This is a genomic window from Chelatococcus sp. KU-N122 (assembly GCF_055391085.1).
Genome location: NZ_AP043981.1, coordinates 1623589 through 1640638 on the forward strand (window position 1 = coordinate 1623589; position 17050 = coordinate 1640638).

A 17050-nucleotide genomic window follows, 5' to 3' on the forward strand; every position below is an offset into this window, starting at 1 on the left:
CGAGCGCCTCCTCCCACAGATGGACTGGAAAGCCTCATCTCATGCGTATCGATGCCATCCCGATCGGCAAGAACCCGCCCCACGACATCAACGTCATCGTCGAGGTCCCGATGGGGGGCGAGCCTGTCAAATACGAGATGGATAAGGCCGCCGGCACCCTCTACGTCGACCGCTTCCTCTACACGCCCATGCGTTATCCCGGAAACTACGGCTTCGTGCCGCACACGCTCTCCGACGACGGCGATCCCATCGACGTGCTGGTGGCCAACACCCGGCCGATCATCCCGGGCGCCGTGATCAGCTGCCGGCCGATCGGCGTGCTGAAGATGGAGGACGACGGCGGCGGCGACGAGAAGATCATCGCCGTGCCGTCGCTCAAGCTGACGCGGCGCTACGAAAAGGTCCACAGCTACACGGACCTGCCCGAGATCACCTGGAAGCAGATCGAGCATTTCTTCCTGCACTACAAGGATCTGGAGCCCGGCAAGTGGGTGAAGCTGCGCGGCTGGGGCGATGCCGAGGAGGCGCGCCAGTTCGTGGTGGAAGCGATCGAGCGGGCCAAGAAACAGGCCTGACCGCCGCCGGGACCGCTGCCCACGGGGTTTGAGCATCTCGTCCCGATCAGATGAGCACACCTGATCGGGCGACGCTGCGGCAGCTCAAGCCACGGGAAAGGTCGAGGGCACCAGGCTCGGCGAGGTCGACGCACGCTTGCCGAGCCAGAGCCCGATGTGGGCGGGCTGCGCCGCGAACCCCGGATCGATGCCGAGCTTCTGCGCCGCGTCGATCGGCCAGTTGGGATTGTAGATCAGCTCACGGCCGAGCAGGACCAGATCGGCGGCTCCGCCTGCCACGATGTCCTCGGCCTGGCGGGCGTGGACGATCAGGCCCACAGCAGCCGTCGGAATCTCGGCGGCGCGGCGCACCGCGGCGGCGAAGGGGACCTGGTAGCCATAGTCGAGCGGCTGGCCCGACGGGATCGGCGAGCCGACGAGGCCGCCGGAGCTGCAGTCGATGCAATCGACGCCCAGTCTCTTCACGCGCTTGACCAGCTCGATGGTATGCTCGAGCGTCCAGCCCGCCCCGTCGATGCACGACAGCCGCAGCATGAGCGGCTTGCCGGTGGGCCACACCGAGCGCACGCCCTCCACCACCTCGGTCAGGAAGCGGACGCGATTGTCGAACGAGCCGCCGTAGCGATCGCCGCGACGGTTGGTCAGCTCCGACAGGAACTGGTGGATCAGATAGCCGTGGGCGCCGTGGATCTCGAGCACGTCGTAACCGGCTTCACCGGCCCGCCGCGCTCCGGCGACGAAGGCATCGATCACCGCCTGGACGTCGGCCGCCGTCATCTCCCGCGGCGGCGCCAGGCCCTCCTTCAACGGCACGGCGCTCGGCGCGACCACGTCCCACGCCTCCCAGTCGTCGATCTCGGGGGTGCGCTCCAACAGGCCTGGACCGTCGACGGGGCGCTTGGTGCGGGCCTTGCGGCCGGCATGCATGAGCTGGATGCCCGGCACGGCGCCGTTGGCGCGGATCAGCCGGACGATGCGCGACAGCTGCGCCACGAACGCGTCGTCCCAGATGCCGATATCGCCGACCGTGCCGCAGGCGCGCCGCTCGACCGTGGTGCCCTCCTGGACGACGAGGCCGGCGCCGCCGTCGGCGAGCCGCCCCAGGTGCATGAGGTGCCAGTCCGTCGCGAAGCCCCGCTCGCCGCGGTACTGCCACATGGGCGAGGCGACGATGCGGTTCTTCAGCCGGATGTCGCGCAGAGCATAGCCCGAGAATAGCTGGCTGTCGGACATCGGCCCATCTCCCTACGGTCAGTCTCTTGGTCTGGCCGCTTCTCTTGAGCGGATGGACGGCCGGGTCAAGCCCGCCGCAATCTCTACGCAGGCCCTCAGCGCTTGCTGCGCTTGTCCAGCTCCTGCATCAGCTCGAGCTGCAGCTGCTGCAGCTCCGTCATCCGCTGCCATTGCCGGGTGAGCAGGTGGTCGAGCTTCTCGTGCAGGTGGCGGATCTCCAGCTCGGCCTTGAGGTTCACCTTGTAGTCGTTCTCCGAGCGGAGGCGATCCTTCGTCTCCTGGCGCTTCTGGCTCATCATGATGATCGGTGCCTGGACGGCGGCGAGGCACGACAGGACGAGATTGAGCAGGATGTAGGGAAAGGGATCGAATGCCTGCTCGGCCCGGAGCGCGGCATTGAGCGCGATCCATCCGACAAGCACCAGCGCGAAGCTGATGAGGAAGCCCCAGCTGCCGCCGAAGGTCGCCAGGCCGTCCGACAGCCGCTCGCCGAGGCTGCGCTTCTGATCGAACTGGGCCTCGATGTTCTCGACCAGCGTCTCCTGCCGCGCCAGGCTCTCGGTCACCTCCCGGTCGAGCGCGGTCAGCTCGCCGCGCTCGGCCGTCAGCAGCTCCTCGACATAGCGGGCGCGGTAGCGCGCGACCTCGTCGCGGCTGACCAGGGCGTTGCTGTCGAGGCCCGGGTGCTCGGCCATGATGCGGGTGGCGAGCGCCGGCCGCACCTCGCCCATGAGCATGAGATCCCGCAACGGCAGGTGTTGGCCGGTCAGCGCGCAGGCACCGTGCTCGTTGGCATGGCCGCGCCGCTCGGGCGACGGCCGCGATGGGGATGCTTCAACCATCGGATCCGGTGCCTCTTCGCCGCGAATCTCTACCAAGACGTTGAGATCATACAGAATGTCCGAGGCCGCCCGGTGGACGGAGCTCGGACATTCGGCTTAGGCCGCGGCGAACGCCTCAGCCGCGGCTGGCGACCCGGCCCGCGGCCGGGGGCCGGCGCTCGCCCGGCTGAGCCTCGGCCGCCGCCTTCTGGTGATCAAGGGATCTTTGCACCACCTGCACGATGCCCTTCATGACCTGGTCGAGCTCATAGTCCTTCGGCGTGTAGACGGCGGCGACGCCGATGTTCTTCAGCACCAGCTCGTCCTCCGGCGGCACGATGCCGCCGACGACGACGGGGATGTGGTCGAGCCCTTCGAGCCGCAGCCGCGCCTTCACCTCGCGCACCAGCGGAATGTGCGAGCCCGACAGGATCGACAGGCCGATGACGTGCGCGTTGGTCTCCCGCGCCTTGGCGACGATCTCGCCGGGCGTCTGGCGGATGCCGTCGTAGGTCACGTCCATGCCGACGTCGCGGGCGCGCAGCGCCACCTGCTCGGCGCCGTTGGAATGGCCGTCGAGGCCGGGCTTGCCGACCACCAGTCGGGGCGTTTCGCCGAGGCGCTCGGCCAGGTCGGCGACGAGCAGCCTGACCTCCCGCTCCATCTCCGGCGACTTGGTCTCGACGGTCACGCCGGTCGGCGCCCGGTACTGGCCGAAGATCTCCCGCAGGGTCTCGCCCCATTCGCCTGTGGTGACGCCGGCCTTGGCGCAGGCGATCGACGGCTCCATGACGTTGCGGCCGTCCTTCGCCGCCGCCGCGAGCGCGCCCAGGGCGGCGTCGACCGCGGCCTGGTCGCGCTTGCTGCGCCACGCCTTGATCCTGGCGACGGCATCCATCTCGACCGTCTCGGACACGGTGAGGATGGCGCCCTCGCCGGCCGTCAGCGGCGACGGCTCGGTCTCGGTCCAGCGGTTGACGCCGACCACGGTGAGGGTGCCGGCCTCGATGGCGGTGAGCCGCTGGGCGTTGGATTCCACCAGCGCGCGCTTCATGGTGCCGCTCTCGACGGCGGCGATGGCGCCGCCCTCGGCGTCGATGCGGGCGAGCTCGGCGCGAGCGGCCGCCTTCAGCTCCTCGACCTTGCGCGTGACCTCGGTCGATCCGTCGAAGATGTCGGCGTAGTCGAGCAGGTCGGTCTCGTAGGCCACGATCTGCTGCATGCGGATCGACCATTGCTGGTCCCAGGGCCTGGGCAGGCCGAGCGCCTCGTTCCAGGCCGGCAGCTGCACGGCCCGGGCCCGCGCCTTCTTCGACAGCACTACCGCGAGCATCTCGATCAGGATGCGGTAGACGTTGTTCTCGGGCTGCGGCTCGGTGAGGCCCAGCGAGTTCACCTGCACGCCGTAGCGGAACAGCTTCTGCTTGGGGTTGGTGATGCCGTAGCGCTCGGTGCAGATCTCGTCCCACAGCTCGGCGAAGGCGCGCATCTTGCACATCTCGGTGATGAAGCGCAGGCCCGCGTTGACGAAGAAGGAGATGCGGCCGACCACCTCGCCGAAGGTGGCCTCGTCCACCTCGCCGCTGGCCTTCACCGTGTCGAGCACGGCGATGGCGGTGGCCAGCGCGTAGGACAGCTCCTGCACCGGCGTCGCCCCCGCCTCCTGCAGGTGGTAGGAGCAGACGTTCATCGGGTTCCACTTCGGCAGCTCGCGGGTCGTGAACAGCGCCACGTCCTTGATCAGCCGCATGGAGGGCGCCGGCGGGAATACGTAGGTGCCGCGCGACAGGTATTCCTTGATGATGTCGTTCTGGGTGGTGCCGGTCAGCGCCCCGCGCGGCGCCCCCTGCTCGTCCGCCACGGCGATGTAGAGCGCCAGCAGCCACGCCGCCGTCGCGTTGATCGTCATCGACGTGTTCATGGTGGCGAGCGGAATGTCGGCGAACAGCGTGCGCATGTCGCCGATGTGCGAGATCGGCACACCGACCTTGCCGACCTCGCCGCGCGCCAGCTCATGGTCCGGGTCGTAGCCGGTCTGCGTCGGCAGGTCGAACGCCACCGACAGGCCGGTCTGCCCCTTGGCGAGGTTGCTGCGGTAGAGCTTGTTGGAGTCCGACGCCGTCGAGTGGCCGGCATAGGTCCGGAAGATCCAGGGCTTGTCGCGCTCGGGCGCCGAGGACTGGGGCGCCTGGCCCGCTTTCGCTCCGGTCATGTCGCTGTCCACCCTTCTGCTGGTCGCCGCCATGTTGCTCTGCACCATTCTAATCAGGAACGATCGCGCTTGTCTCGCCCGAGGGCAAAGCGGCCTCGCCCGCGCTTGCTATCACTTATGATGAGACGGCCGTTTTGGGGTCTTGGCCTGGGCCGCGGTTCGTGAGAGTAGCACGGCGGTCCGCGGAAGTCGCAAATGTAACAAATCCGGACCGGCCGGTTTTGCGCACCGCAACATTGAGCTATGATGGGCCTCCGAAGGCCGCCGGAAACGAGTAGGAATTTCTATGAGCGCCGTCCACAAGCTGAAGTCCGATGCTGCCAAGGGCCACTACGCGATGGGCGAAGTGCCGCCGCTCGGGCACGTGCCGGAGACGATGACGGCCTGGGTGGTCCGCAAGGAGCGGCACGGCCCGCCGGAAACGGCGATGCAGATCGAGACGATCCCCACCTGGTCCATCGGCGAGGATGAAGTGCTCGTCTACGTCATGGCGGCGGGCGTCAACTACAACGGCGTCTGGGCGGCGCTGGGCGAGCCGATCTCGGTGCTCGACGTGCACAAGGCGCCCTATCACGTGGCCGGCTCCGACGCCTCGGGCGTCGTCTGGGCCGTCGGCAGCAAGGTCAAGCGCTGGAAGGTCGGCGACGAGGTGGTCGTCCACTGTAACCAGGACGACGGCGACGACGAGGAGTGCAACGGCGGCGACCCGATGTTCTCGCCGTCCCAGCGCATCTGGGGCTACGAGACGCCGGACGGCTCGTTCGCCCAGTTCTGCCGCGTGCAGTCGCGCCAGCTGATGCCGAAGCCGCGCCACCTGACCTGGGAAGAGTCGGCCTCCTACACCCTGACGCTGGCCACCGCCTACCGCATGCTGTTCGGGCATGCGCCGCATACGGTGAAGCCCGGCGACAACGTCCTGGTCTGGGGCGCCTCCGGCGGTCTCGGCGTGTTCGGCGTGCAGCTCTGCGCCGCCTCGGGCGCCAACGCCATCGGCGTGATCTCCGACGAATCCAAGCGCGACTACGTCATGCAGATCGGCGCCAAGGGCGTCATCAACCGCAAGGAGTTCGACTGCTGGGGCCAGATGCCCAAGGTCAACTCGCCCGAGTACAACACCTGGCTCAAGAACGCCCGCGGCTTCGGCAAGGCGATCTGGGACATCACCGGCAAGAAGGACGTGGACATCGTCTTCGAGCACCCGGGCGAGGCGACCTTCCCGGTCTCGACGCTGGTGGTGAAGCGCGGCGGCATGGTGGTGTTCTGCGCCGGCACCTCAGGCTTCAACATCACCTTCGACGCCCGCTACGTCTGGATGCGCCAGAAGCGCATCCAGGGCTCCCACTTCGCCCACCTGAAGCAGGCGGCGGCCGCCAACCAGTTCGTGCTCGACCAGCGCATCGACCCGTGCATGTCGGAGGTCTTCCCCTGGGCCGAGATCCCGCTGGCGCACACCAAGATGTGGAAGAACCAGCACGCGCCGGGCAACATGTCGGTGCTGGTCAACGCCCCGCGCACCGGCCTGCGCACCTTCGAGGACGTGGTCGAGGCCGCGGGCTGAGGGGGCGCGAGCCCTTCTAGCAAGTGAGGCTCCTCCCTCCCTAGTCCCCTGTGCAAGTCGGGCCTACCCGACTTGCAGCGGCGAAGCCGTGCCCGGGAGAGAGCCTCGGCGTCATGTCGTGATTGGCGCGGCTCGGACCGCTGCCGTCACCCCGGGCTGATGCCGGCGTTCTCGGCGTCGACCAGCGCGGCGTTGAGCTCGCCGCCGAACAGGAAGATGGCGGCGAGCAGGTACAGGAAGACCAGCGCGATGGCGCCGGAGGCGAGGCCGGCGTAGGTGGTCACGTAGCCCCTGCTGCCGAAGTCCTCGAGATAGAAGCCGAAGATGGTGCCGCCGGCGAGCCACAGGATCATGGTGGCGAAGATGCCGGGCAGCACGTCGCGCAGCCGCCGCCGGCCCGCCGCGAGCGCCAGGTGGGCGAACAGCAGCACGACGAAGATGACTGCGCCGGCGATGAGGAAGCGCGCCAGCGCCACCAGCGTGCCGAGCGGCTGCAGCGCCGGCACGTAGCTGGTCAGCGTCGCCCACAGCACCGGGCCGAGCACGACGAGCAGGGCGAAGACGATCAGCGCGACGGCGCCGAACAGCACGAACACGATGGACTCGACCCGCGTCCAGTACCACGGCCGCCATTCGTAGCAGCGATAGGCGCGGTTCAGGCCGACGCGCAGAGCCTCGATGCCGCTCGACGAGAAATAGAGGGCGAACAGCGCACCGACGGTCAGCGCATCGCGACGGGTCACCGTCAGCACGTGGCGCATCTCCTGCGCGATCGGCTTCGCCACCTCCGCCGGCCACGTCTCGAAGATGAAGCCGGCCGCCTTGTCGGCCAGCTCCGCCGAACCGAGCAGGCTCGCCACCGCCGCCATCACGATGATGAACGGGAACAGCGACATCAGGATCGACATGGCGATGTGGCTCGCCAGCGCCCAGCCGTCATGCTCGATGAAGCGCATCGCCGCCGTGTAAACGGTGCGGAACACCACCGCGATCCAGGACACCGGGCCTCCTTCGTCGCCTCATCCGTTGCCGTGCCGCACGGCTGACGGGAGCCGGTTCGCGCGTGGGCCGGCGCAGTTTGCCCAAGGGTGTGGCCAACGCAATGGCGCACTCGCGGTCCCGGTGTGCGGACGCCGCGACGACGGCCGTCAATGTGCCGGCTAATCGATCCGCCGCCGGCCGCCCGTGTTGCCTCCGCCGCCGGAGCATGATTCCTGGGCCGCGCCATGCGTCCATCCCCCGCCGACCAGTTCGCCCCGCCCCTGTTCGTCTTCATCTGGGCGACCGGCTTCATCGTCGCCCGCCTCGTCGCGCCCCATGCGGAACCTCTGACCTTTCTGTGCGCCCGCTACGCCGGCACGATCGCCGTGCTCACGCTGCTCGCGGTGGCCGCCGGCGCACGGTGGCCGGCGACGGGACGGGCCTGGCGCGACGCGGTGGTGAGCGGGATTCTGCTGCAGGCGATCTATCTCGGCGGCGTCTTCTGGTCGGTCCGTCACGGCCTGCCGGCGGGCATCGCGGCGCTGATCACCGCCATGCAGCCGATCCTCACCGGGCTGCTCGCCGGCCCGGTGCTGGGCGAGACCGTCAGCGGCCGCCGCTGGGCCGGTCTCGTCGCCGGCATCGTCGGCGTCGCCCTGGTGCTGTGGCCGAAGCTCGGCGTGGCCGACGGTTTTCCGGCCTACGCCGTCGCCGCCTGCGGCCTGGCCATGGTCGCGGTGACCCTGGGCACCCTCTGGCAGAAGCGCACGGGGGGCGGCATCGACCTGCGCACCAACGCGGCGGTGCAGTTCGCCGCCGCCCTGGTGGTCACGCTGCCCGTGGCGCTCTTCGCCGAGAGCCTGCAGTTCGACGGATCGGCCGACGTCTGGATCGGCCTGGGCTGGGCCGTGCTCGTGCTCTCGAGCGGCGGCATCCTGCTGCTGCTCGGCCTCCTCCGCCGCGGCGCCGTGGCCGGTGTCGCCGCGCTGTTCTACCTGGTGCCGCCGGTGGCCGCGCTGCTGGCCTACGCCCTGTTCGGCGAGCAGCTGAGCCTCGTCCAGATCGTCGGCATGGCGGTCGCCGCCGGCGGCGTCGCCCTGGCCCGCGGCTGAGCCGTGGCCGCGACGGCCCCGTTCACATCGGCGTTGCCTCGCCCCGTGGCTCGGCTATGTTGCAACGCAGTCAGACGGTTCAGAACCGGCCCACGCAGCACCGATTTCGAGGACATTGCCATGAGCTCCGCGGCGACCGCCACCGCCCAGCCCGCGACCGATATCATCGCGCTCGCGCGCCAGGCGTCGCAGGATCTGGAATCGCTGCTTGCCGCCGCGACCGCCACCGTGCGGGACCGGGTGACGGAGGCCGGCAAGGTCTCCTCGTCCCTGCTCGATGCCGAGCAGCACGCGACCCACGGCCTGTCCTGGCTCGCCACCTACGTCACCGGCGTGCGCGAGGCCGTCCACTGGGCCGAGCGGCTCACGGACGAAGGCAAGTTCGGCGAGGTGGAGCAGCTGCTGCTCGCCATCGCCGCCGGCGAGTATGCGGCGCAGATCTTCGGCGGCATCCCGATCAGCCAGAACGAGATCGTGCGCCTGGCCGACCTCGGCCTCGACGGGCACACCGTCGCCGCCCGCCGCACCGCCGCCATCGAGGAGCTGATCGCCGGCGGCAACACGCCGGCGGCGCGCGCCCGCCTGGTGACGCTGATGCGCGACATGGACGGCGGCTCCAGCATCGGCGCCACCGGCCTCGACGAGACGCTCGAGGCGATCCGCTCGGAGATGAAACGCTTCGCCGATGCGGAAGTGGTGCCGTTCGCGCACGAGTGGCACCTGACCAATTCCTACATCCCGCTCGAGGTCGTGGCGCACATGGCCGAGCTCGGCGTGTTCGGCCTGACCATCCCCGAGGAATACGGCGGCATGGGCCTCTCCAAGGTCTCCATGTGCGTGGTCTCGGAGGAGCTGTCGCGGGCCTACATTGGCGTCGGCTCGCTCGGCACCCGCTCCGAGATCGCCGCCGAGCTGATCCTGGGCGGCGGCACCGACGCGCAGAAGCAGCACTATCTGCCCAAGATCGCCTCGGGCGAGATCCTGCCCACGGCGGTGTTCACCGAGCCCAACACCGGCTCCGACCTCGCCTCGCTGCGCACCCGCGCGGTGAAGGAGGGCGACGTGTGGAAGGTCTACGGCAACAAGACCTGGATCACCCATCCGGTGCGCGCCGACCTGATGACCATGCTGGTCCGCACCAAGCCCGACGCGCCCGGCTACCGCGGCCTGTCGCTCCTGCTCGGCGAGAAGCCGCGCGGCACCGACGAGGACCCCTTCCCCGTCGACGGCCTCACCGGCGGCGAGATCGAGGTGCTGGGCTACCGCGGCATGAAGGAGTTCGAGCTCGCCTTCGACGGTTTCGAGGTGAAGGGCGACAACCTGCTCGGCGGCGTCGAGGGCGAGGGCTTCCGCCAGCTCATGCAGACCTTCGAGGCGGCCCGCATCCAGACCGCGGCCCGCGCCGTCGGCGTCGCCCAGAGCGCGCTCGAGCTCGGCCTGCGCTACGCGCTGGAGCGCATCCAGTTCGCCAAGGCGCTGGTCAACTTCCCCCGCGTCGCCGACAAGCTCGCCATGATGGCGGCCGAGCTGATGATCGCCCGCCAGCTCACCTATTTCGCCGGCCGCGCCAAGGACGAGGGCAAGCGCTGCGACCTGGAGGCCGGCATGGCCAAGCTGCTCGCCGCCCGCGTCGCCTGGTCCAACGCCGACAACGCGCTGCAGATCCACGGCGGCAACGGTTTCGCGCTGGAGTACGCTATCAGCCGCGTGCTCTGCGACGCCCGCATCCTGTCGATCTTCGAAGGCGCCGCCGAGATCCAGGCCCAGGTCATCGCCCGCCGCCTGATCGAAGGCGGGAACTAGGCGCGCCAAGGCCATATGGCCGGGTCAAGCCCGGCCATGATGTTGGGATGGGCTGAGCTCCCTAACCTGCGTATTTGCTCAGGAAGGGCGCGAGCGCCGCGTTGACGGGCTCCGGGTCGGTCAGGCTCAGGAAGTGGGCGCCGCCGTCGATCAGCACGAAGCCCTCGGAGCGGCGAACGCCGGCCGCGATCGCCTCGCCGTAGGACGGGGCGTAGGAGTTGTCGGCGGAGCCGTGCAGCACGAGCGTCGGGGCATCGATCTCCCCAAGGCGCTCCAGCAGTGAATCCCGGTCGACGAGGGCCCGGAAGGCCAGGGTGAACTGGTCAGCCGGCCATGTGCGCCACATCTGCTTCCACGGTGCGGGATCGACACGGGTGCCCAGGCAGATATGGGCCATCATGTCGAGCACCGGCTCGGGCGGTCCGCCGGCCGCGCCGACGAAGGCTTCGTGGAGCTGCTGGAACGCCACCTTCTGAGCGGGGTCTTCCGCAGCCGCCGACGAGCCGAGCACGGCGAGCGCGCGGACCCGCTGCGGCGCCAGCAATGCCACCCGCAGGGACAGAAAGCCGCCCTGACTGGTGCCGATGAACGAGGCCGTCTCGACGCCCAGGGCATCGAGGATGGCCAGGCAGTCCCTGGCCGAATCCCAGAAGGTGAACGGCCGCTCGGCGCGGCTGCGGCCATGCGCCCGCTCGTCCCAGGTGATGCACCGGTAGGCGCCGCGAAAGGCCTCGATCTGGGGCGCGAACATGGAGCCGTCCATGCCGAAGCTATGGCTGAACACCAGCACGGGCCCGCCGCCGCCCGTATCCTCGTAGCTGATCCTCTGGCCTTCGATCTGAATGTCGGGCACGGACGCCTCCCTTGGTTCTGCACCTTGCCGCGGCGCGAAGCCGCGACCGCAGGAGACTAAAGCGCACGCGCCGACCGTCATCGTCCCGCCTTGCTGGGCGATTGTCCGTGCTTGCTGACTTCGGAGTCACGCTCCTACGATGGGCCGCGGCCGACGACGTGGCGCAGACGGCACGGCGGGCGAGAATCGCGAGGAGGCGCGCCATGCTGAGCCGGGGCGGCGAAAAATACGGGTACGGTCCGGACCAGGTGCTGTGGTCCTCCGGCGAGCGCCACTGGTCGGGCCTGTTTGCCGAGCTGCGCGCCCACCGCGATGCCCACCTCCCGGCGTTCGTGCAGCCCGTCACCGAGGTCGCTCTCCTCGTCCGCGGCGAAGGCACGGTGGTGCGCCGCGCCAGGGGCGTTCTCCAGCGGACCGAGGCCAAGCCCGGAGCCATGTGGCTCTGCCCGCCACATGTGCCGGTCGACTTCCTGCGCTCGTCGGGCGACAGGCTCGAAGTCGTTCACATCTACGTCGGCTCCGACCGGTTCGCCGATGGCATGGGTGCGGACGAGATGGGCGACGATGCCGAAGCCGGCCTGCAGTATCTCGGCGGCTTTCGCGATCCGTTGCTCGAGCAGATCGGGCGTGCGGTCCTCTCCGAGATCCAGGCGGAGACGGCCTCCGGCCGGCTTCTCGTCGAGACGCTGGGCCGAAGCCTGGCCGCCCGGCTGCTGCACAGCTACGGGCGGCACCCAGGCCCGGGACCCGCCGAGCCCGGGACGGCAAAAGGCCTCGACCGGCGCCGTCTCGCGCGGGTCCTCGACTTCATCGAGGGGCAGCTGACGGGCGATCTCAGCATCGCCAGCATGGCGGCCGTCGCCTGCCTCAGCCCGTTCCACTTTGCCCGGGCGTTCAAGGCGTCGACGGGCCGCGCGCCGCACCGCTACGTGAGCGAGCGGCGGCTCGCCCGCGCCAAGGCGATGCTGGGCCAGAGCGACCTGTCGCTCACGGAGATCGCAGCCGCCTTGAGCTTTTCCTCGCCCGCCAATTTTTCACGGGCGTTCCGCCGCGCCGTGGGCACGACGCCCGGCCGCTATCAGCAGCAGCAGGCGCGACGCGCCAATGCGCCGCCGATCGAAGACGCCTGATCGGGAGAGCACCCCATGCCGCGCAACCTTGTCTCCACCGGCTCCCCCATGGAGACGGCGTTCGGCTATTCCCGGGCGCTGGTCGATGAGCCGTTCGTGTTCGTGGCTGGCACCGCCGGCTACGACTACGCCACCATGGTCTTGCCCGCCGGCGCAGGCGAGCAGGCGCGCAATGCCTGGACGACGATCGCCGACGTCCTGGAGAGCGTCGGCTTCAGCCTCCGCGATATCGTGCGCGCCACCTATTACGTCACCGACCGGGCCCATGCCGAGCCGCTGCTGCGGGTCTGTGGCGAGCGGCTGGCCGACATCCGCCCGGCCGCCACCCTGCTCGTCGTCGCCGGCCTCCTCGACCCGGCTATGAAGATCGAAATCGAGGTGACGGCGCTACGGCGCGAGCGGTGAGCGCTCACAGACCGACGCAGCTCCTTCGCACCATGGTCAGGACCGACTTCTGCCGGAAGCGGGCCTTGTAGGCCGCGGCAATGGCGCTGACGTTGTCGGTCGTGGTCGTCGCGGCGGCCGTATTGGCCGGAACCGCGATGACGATCATCTTGGAGCGCTCGCGGGCCGGGACGCCGCCGTCGTTCCAATAGCCGGCCGCATCCAGCACCGTCAGCCCGTCGGGAAAGCGCGGCACGACCTCGTCGTCGACGAAGCGGGCGAAGGCGCGCTCGCTCACCGTCTCGGTGGGGCCGACGTTGCGCCCCAGCACCATCTCGATGACGGCGCCGGCGTGCGTTCCCTGCGGGCACGAGGAGGCCTCGAGCAGGGGCGCCGAGGCGCAGGCGGAGATCGGCAAGGCAAGCAGGACGACGGCGGGCCGCATGGGGGGCACAGTGCCCGCCCGCAGGGCGCTTCGGCAAGGCTCCCCGCACGTCGGCATGACCTTGGATCCGGGCCCGCCGGTTGGCAGCGGCGGCGCGAACGCCTAAACAGGCGCTCCCGCGGCCTCTCGCCAGGCCGGTCCGGCCCGATCCGATCCATGCGCGTTCCCGTCGCGGCCTCCGCCGTGCCTACGCGCCGTAGCCCGGCGCTCAGCTTCATCTTCGTCGCCGTGCTGATCGACGTGATGTCGCTCGGGCTGATCATTCCCGTGCTGCCCAAGCTGGTCGAGAGCTTTACCGGCGACACCGCGCGGGCGGCCGAGATGCTCGGGCTGTTCGGCACGGCCTGGGCGCTGATGCAGTTCGTCGCCGCGCCGGTGCTCGGCCTGCTCTCCGACCGCTACGGCCGGCGGCCGGTGCTGCTGATCTCGATCTTCGGCTTCGGCTTCGACTACGTGTTGATGGCGCTGGCGCCCTCGCTCGCGTGGCTCTTCGTGGGCCGCCTCATCTCCGGCATCACCGCCGCAAGCTTCTCCACCGCCGGCGCCTACATTGCCGATGTGACCACGCCGGAGAACCGGGCCAAGAGCTTTGGCCTCGTCGGCGCCGCCTGGGGCGTGGGCTTCGTGCTCGGACCAGCGATCGGCGGGCTGCTCGGCGAATGGGGGCCGCGCGTGCCGTTCTGGGCAGCGGCGGCCTTCGCCCTTCTCAACGGACTTTACGGGCTCTTCGTCCTGCCGGAATCGCTGCCCCCGGAGCGGCGCACCGCCTTCCAATGGCGGCGCGCCAATCCCCTGGGCTCGCTCAAGCTGCTGCGCTCTCACCCGGAGCTGCTGGGGCTTGCCGGCGTCACCTTCCTGTTCCAGCTCGCCCATCACGTGCTGCCGAGCATCTTCGTGCTCTACACCTCCTACCGCTACGGCTGGGGCACCGCCGAGCTCGGCGTGATGCTCGCCGCCACCGGCATTGCCAACATCGTCGTCCAGGCGCTCCTCGTCGGCCCGATCAGTCGCGCCCTGGGCGACCGCGGCGCGCTGCTCGTCGGGCTTGCCTTCGGCGCGCTGGGCTTCGCCATCTACGGGCTGGCGCCGACCGCGCTCTTGTACTGGCTCGGCCTGCCCGTCTTCGCCCTCGTCGGATTGATCCAGCCGGCGGTCATGGCGCTGATGACCCGCCGGGTCGGGGTATCGGAGCAGGGCCAGCTGCAGGGGGCGAGCGCCAGTATCATCGGCCTCACGGGGCTGATCGGCCCGGGCCTCTTCACCCTCGTCTTCGCCTGGTCGATCCGCGGCGAGGTCGGCCAGGCGATGCCGGGGCTGGCGGTGCTGCTCGCCGCCGGCCTGATGGCCGCGTCGGCCCTGCTGGCAGCTGCCGTGACAGCGACCCCGACGCCGGCAAAGCATGGGGATGGCCACGCCTGAGCATCAGCTACGTAGCCTTGGCCGTCGCGGCGGCCCGGTCGACGCCTGACACCCTTGCCAAAGGCGCAGGTGGGGTTCTAGACACCGCCCTTCAGCCCCCCACAAATGCGCAGGATCGCCATGGCATCGTTCAATCTTCTTCTCCTGCCGGGTGACGGCATCGGCCCCGAGGTTGCCACCGAGGTGGAGAAGCTGGTGCGCTGGTTCGACCGGCAGGGCATCGCCAAGTTCGAGGTGGAGCGCGATCTGGTCGGCGGCTCGGCCTACGACGCCCACGGCGAGGCCATTTCGGACGCGGCCATGGCCCGCGCAGAAGCCGCCGACGCGGTGCTGTTCGGCGCCGTCGGCGGCCCCAAGTGGGACAGCGTGCCCTACGCCCAGCGCCCGGAGGCGGGCCTGCTTCGCCTGCGCAAGGACCTCGGCCTGTTCGCCAACCTGCGCCCGGCGATCTGCTACCCGGCGCTCGCCGATGCCTCCTCGCTCAAGCGCGAGCACGTGGAGGGGCTCGACATCGTCATCGTCCGCGAGCTCACCGGCGGCGTCTACTTCGGCGAGCCCAAGGAGATCGTGACCTTGGAGAACGGCGAGAAGCGCGCCGTCGACACCCAGCTCTACACCACGCACGAGATCGAGCGGATCACCCGCGTCGCCTTCGAGCTCGCCGCCCGGCGCCGCAATTACGTCGCCTCGGCGGAGAAGCGCAACGTCATGCGCACCGGCGTGCTCTGGAACGAGGTGGTGACCCGCGTCCACAAGAACGAGTATCCCGGCGCCAGGCTCGAGCACGTGCTCGCCGACAATTGCGCCATGCAGCTGGTGCGCAATCCCAAGCAGTACGACGTCATCGTCACCGACAATCTGTTCGGCGACATCCTGTCGGACGTGGCGGCGATGCTCACCGGCTCGCTCGGCATGCTGCCGTCGGCCTCGCTCGGCGCCGAGGATCCGGCCACCGGCAAGCGCAAGGCGCTCTACGAGCCGGTGCACGGCTCGGCCCCGGACATCGCCGGGCGCGGCCTCGCCAACCCCATCGCCATGCTGGGATCGTTCGGCATGGCGCTGCGCTATTCGTTCGGGCTCGTCGAGGCGGCGGACCGGCTGGAGGCGGCGATCGCCAGCGTGCTGGCCGAGGGCTTGCGCACCAAGGATATCGCCGCGCCGGGTGCCAACGCGGTGTCGACCGGCGAGATGGGCGACGCCATCGTGGCCGCGCTGGCCAAGGCGGCGTGAGGCCTCAAGCGCTCTGAAAGCGTAGCGCAAGCTGGACCACTCCCCACCCCTACCTCTCCCCGCCACTTCGTGGGGGAGGTAGGAGCGCTTGCTTGCAGCGTTGCGCGAGGCTGCCGATCGAACGGCTTCCCCCGTGTGGGGGGCTGTCAAGAGCATGTCCTCGGACATGCTCCTGATTTTGAATCAGGAGCGCGCAGCGCTCTTGGGCGAAGCGGAAGGGACTGGTGGGGGTCGGGTCGAGCCGTCGCAACCGCAGCCGAAAAGGCCGCGCGCGCTAAGCCGCGACCTCTCGACGGCAGTAGGCCTGTGAGACTACGGCATCAACGCCGCCGGCGGCGAGAACGGCCGGCCGGGCACGTCGAAGGGGTACTGCGGCAGCGGCGTCTGCTGCTGCGGCCCGGCGAAGTTCGGGCGCACGGCATAATACTGGCCGGCATAGACGTATTTGTTGGTGGAGCCGACCGGCACGACGGGGCCCGCATCCAGGTAGCTGCGCCCGCTCACGGTGATTTCGCGATAGCGCTGCGGCGTGCGCTTCGCCTCGCGCGCTTCGGCGACGGTTGCAAGGGCCACGCCCGCCAGGGCGAGGGCTGTCCCAGTAACGAAGGCGTAACGCATGTCGTCCCCCACCCGCGGACTGTCCGCTTCATCCTAGATGATGCAATCGATGGCCGAGCACAAGCTCCTGCCGACGAAACTATAAACGGATCGCGGCGGCGGCGGTTCCCTGCGGCGACAGCGCCACAGTGGGGAGCCGCCGCGGGGGGCGGACTGCGCCCACGAAAAAGGGCCGCGACGCGGCCCTTGCATTTCCTATTCGGCGTTGCTCGAGGCCTGGCCATCAGAAGCCGCAGGGGGCTGGGGGGCTGACGATCCGCAGCGACCGGTGACCAGGCCGTCGAGGCAACGCGAGTTTTGTCGCGTCGTACTGGGGCTGTCGAAAGGCGCGTTTTTGTCAGAAATGAGATTCTTTGTTTCTGTCGCCTGCCCTGGAGCGCTTCACGATTGGGTGAAATCGCCCGATTGCAGAGAAGCGCCGAGCATCAAAGCATGGGGGCATGTCTCGGCCATCGGACGATGCTCGTCCAATGGCGACATGCTCTGGGCGCCGGCGGCGCTTTGCAGCCCGATTCCCTTGCGCGCCGGCCATCGGCGCTCCATCATGACGGCTGCATGACTTTGGGCTCGAAGCTGTGGCGCAAGCGGCGCGTCCCGGACGGCGGAAGCGCCTGCTGCCGGGAAGCGCACCGGATTTCAAAGCGTTGGAGCAGGCCCGACCGATCGGGACGAGTTC

General features: G+C 69.4%; 15 protein-coding genes. 8 read left to right on the forward strand and 7 right to left on the reverse strand.

Annotation, left to right across the window (positions count from 1 at the left end; all coding sequences use genetic code 11):
- The first annotated feature begins 41 nt into the window (after positions 1–41).
- Entirely contained in the window at positions 42–575 is a 534-nt protein-coding gene (gene ppa, locus ACZ5PO_RS07210) for an inorganic diphosphatase (protein WP_464191739.1), read from the forward strand.
- Positions 576–659: 84 nt separating this feature from the next.
- Here the strand turns inward: ppa and ACZ5PO_RS07215 are convergent, their stop codons facing one another.
- The 3 genes from ACZ5PO_RS07215 to ACZ5PO_RS07225 all read right to left on the reverse strand — a co-directional run bounded on the left by ACZ5PO_RS07215 (position 660) and on the right by ACZ5PO_RS07225 (position 4841).
- The gene (locus tag ACZ5PO_RS07215) at positions 660–1808 is read right to left on the reverse strand and encodes an NADH:flavin oxidoreductase/NADH oxidase (protein ID WP_464191741.1); all 1149 of its coding nucleotides are present in this window, start codon (positions 1806–1808) and stop codon (positions 660–662) included.
- Between the two features lie 95 nt (positions 1809–1903).
- Entirely contained in the window at positions 1904–2650 is a 747-nt protein-coding gene (locus ACZ5PO_RS07220) for a DUF1003 domain-containing protein (RefSeq protein WP_464191743.1), read from the reverse strand.
- Positions 2651–2765: 115 nt separating this feature from the next.
- Positions 2766–4841 (reverse strand): protein meaA, encoded by a 2076-nt coding sequence (locus ACZ5PO_RS07225; RefSeq protein WP_464191745.1) that lies wholly within the window; start codon positions 4839–4841, stop codon positions 2766–2768.
- A gap of 286 nt (positions 4842–5127) precedes the next feature.
- On the opposite strand from ACZ5PO_RS07225, the gene ccrA reads away from it, so the two are divergent.
- On the forward strand, positions 5128–6399 hold the full coding sequence (gene ccrA / locus ACZ5PO_RS07230; RefSeq protein WP_464191747.1) for a crotonyl-CoA carboxylase/reductase: 1272 nt from the start codon (positions 5128–5130) through the stop codon (positions 6397–6399).
- Positions 6400–6545: 146 nt separating this feature from the next.
- On the opposite strand, the gene ACZ5PO_RS07235 is transcribed toward ccrA, so the two are convergent.
- Positions 6546–7400: a YihY/virulence factor BrkB family protein gene (locus tag ACZ5PO_RS07235; RefSeq protein ID WP_464191749.1), complete on the reverse strand. Its 855-nt coding sequence runs from the start codon at positions 7398–7400 to the stop codon at positions 6546–6548.
- Between the two features lie 225 nt (positions 7401–7625).
- Here ACZ5PO_RS07235 and ACZ5PO_RS07240 point away from each other — a divergent pair, with 225 nt between their 5' ends.
- Both ACZ5PO_RS07240 and ACZ5PO_RS07245 read left to right on the forward strand, forming a co-directional pair.
- Complete coding sequence (locus ACZ5PO_RS07240) at positions 7626–8492, forward strand: DMT family transporter (RefSeq protein ID WP_464191751.1); 867 nt, start codon at positions 7626–7628, stop codon at positions 8490–8492.
- A gap of 120 nt (positions 8493–8612) precedes the next feature.
- Positions 8613–10295, forward strand: coding sequence for an acyl-CoA dehydrogenase family protein (locus ACZ5PO_RS07245; RefSeq protein ID WP_464191753.1), 1683 nt, complete (start codon positions 8613–8615; stop codon positions 10293–10295).
- Between the two features lie 61 nt (positions 10296–10356).
- On the opposite strand, the gene ACZ5PO_RS07250 is transcribed toward ACZ5PO_RS07245, so the two are convergent.
- On the reverse strand, positions 10357–11148 hold the full coding sequence (locus ACZ5PO_RS07250) for an alpha/beta fold hydrolase (protein ID WP_464191755.1): 792 nt from the start codon (positions 11146–11148) through the stop codon (positions 10357–10359).
- A gap of 203 nt (positions 11149–11351) precedes the next feature.
- Between ACZ5PO_RS07250 and ACZ5PO_RS07255 the strand changes: the two genes are divergently transcribed.
- Together ACZ5PO_RS07255 and ACZ5PO_RS07260 are read left to right on the forward strand one after the other, a co-directional pair.
- Positions 11352–12278: a helix-turn-helix domain-containing protein gene (locus ACZ5PO_RS07255; RefSeq protein WP_464191757.1), complete on the forward strand. Its 927-nt coding sequence runs from the start codon at positions 11352–11354 to the stop codon at positions 12276–12278.
- Positions 12279–12293: 15 nt separating this feature from the next.
- A complete protein-coding gene (locus ACZ5PO_RS07260) occupies positions 12294–12683 on the forward strand; it encodes a RidA family protein (RefSeq protein ID WP_464191759.1) in 390 nt (129 codons plus the stop codon).
- Between the two features lie 4 nt (positions 12684–12687).
- On the opposite strand, the gene ACZ5PO_RS07265 is transcribed toward ACZ5PO_RS07260, so the two are convergent.
- Positions 12688–13107 carry a DUF3574 domain-containing protein gene (locus ACZ5PO_RS07265; protein WP_464191762.1) on the reverse strand — a complete coding sequence of 140 codons (420 nt, stop codon included), beginning with the start codon at positions 13105–13107 and terminating at the stop codon, positions 12688–12690.
- 156 nt (positions 13108–13263) lie between these two features.
- Between ACZ5PO_RS07265 and ACZ5PO_RS07270 the strand changes: the two genes are divergently transcribed.
- The gene (locus ACZ5PO_RS07270) at positions 13264–14526 is read left to right on the forward strand and encodes a TCR/Tet family MFS transporter (RefSeq protein WP_464191764.1); all 1263 of its coding nucleotides are present in this window, start codon (positions 13264–13266) and stop codon (positions 14524–14526) included.
- Positions 14527–14646: 120 nt separating this feature from the next.
- Positions 14647–15756 (forward strand): 3-isopropylmalate dehydrogenase, encoded by a 1110-nt coding sequence (gene leuB / locus ACZ5PO_RS07275; RefSeq protein ID WP_464191766.1) that lies wholly within the window; start codon positions 14647–14649, stop codon positions 15754–15756.
- Positions 15757–16068: 312 nt separating this feature from the next.
- Here the strand turns inward: leuB and ACZ5PO_RS07280 are convergent, their stop codons facing one another.
- Positions 16069–16374 carry a hypothetical protein gene (locus ACZ5PO_RS07280; RefSeq protein ID WP_464191768.1) on the reverse strand — a complete coding sequence of 102 codons (306 nt, stop codon included), beginning with the start codon at positions 16372–16374 and terminating at the stop codon, positions 16069–16071.
- Between the last annotated feature and the right edge of the window lie 676 nt (positions 16375–17050).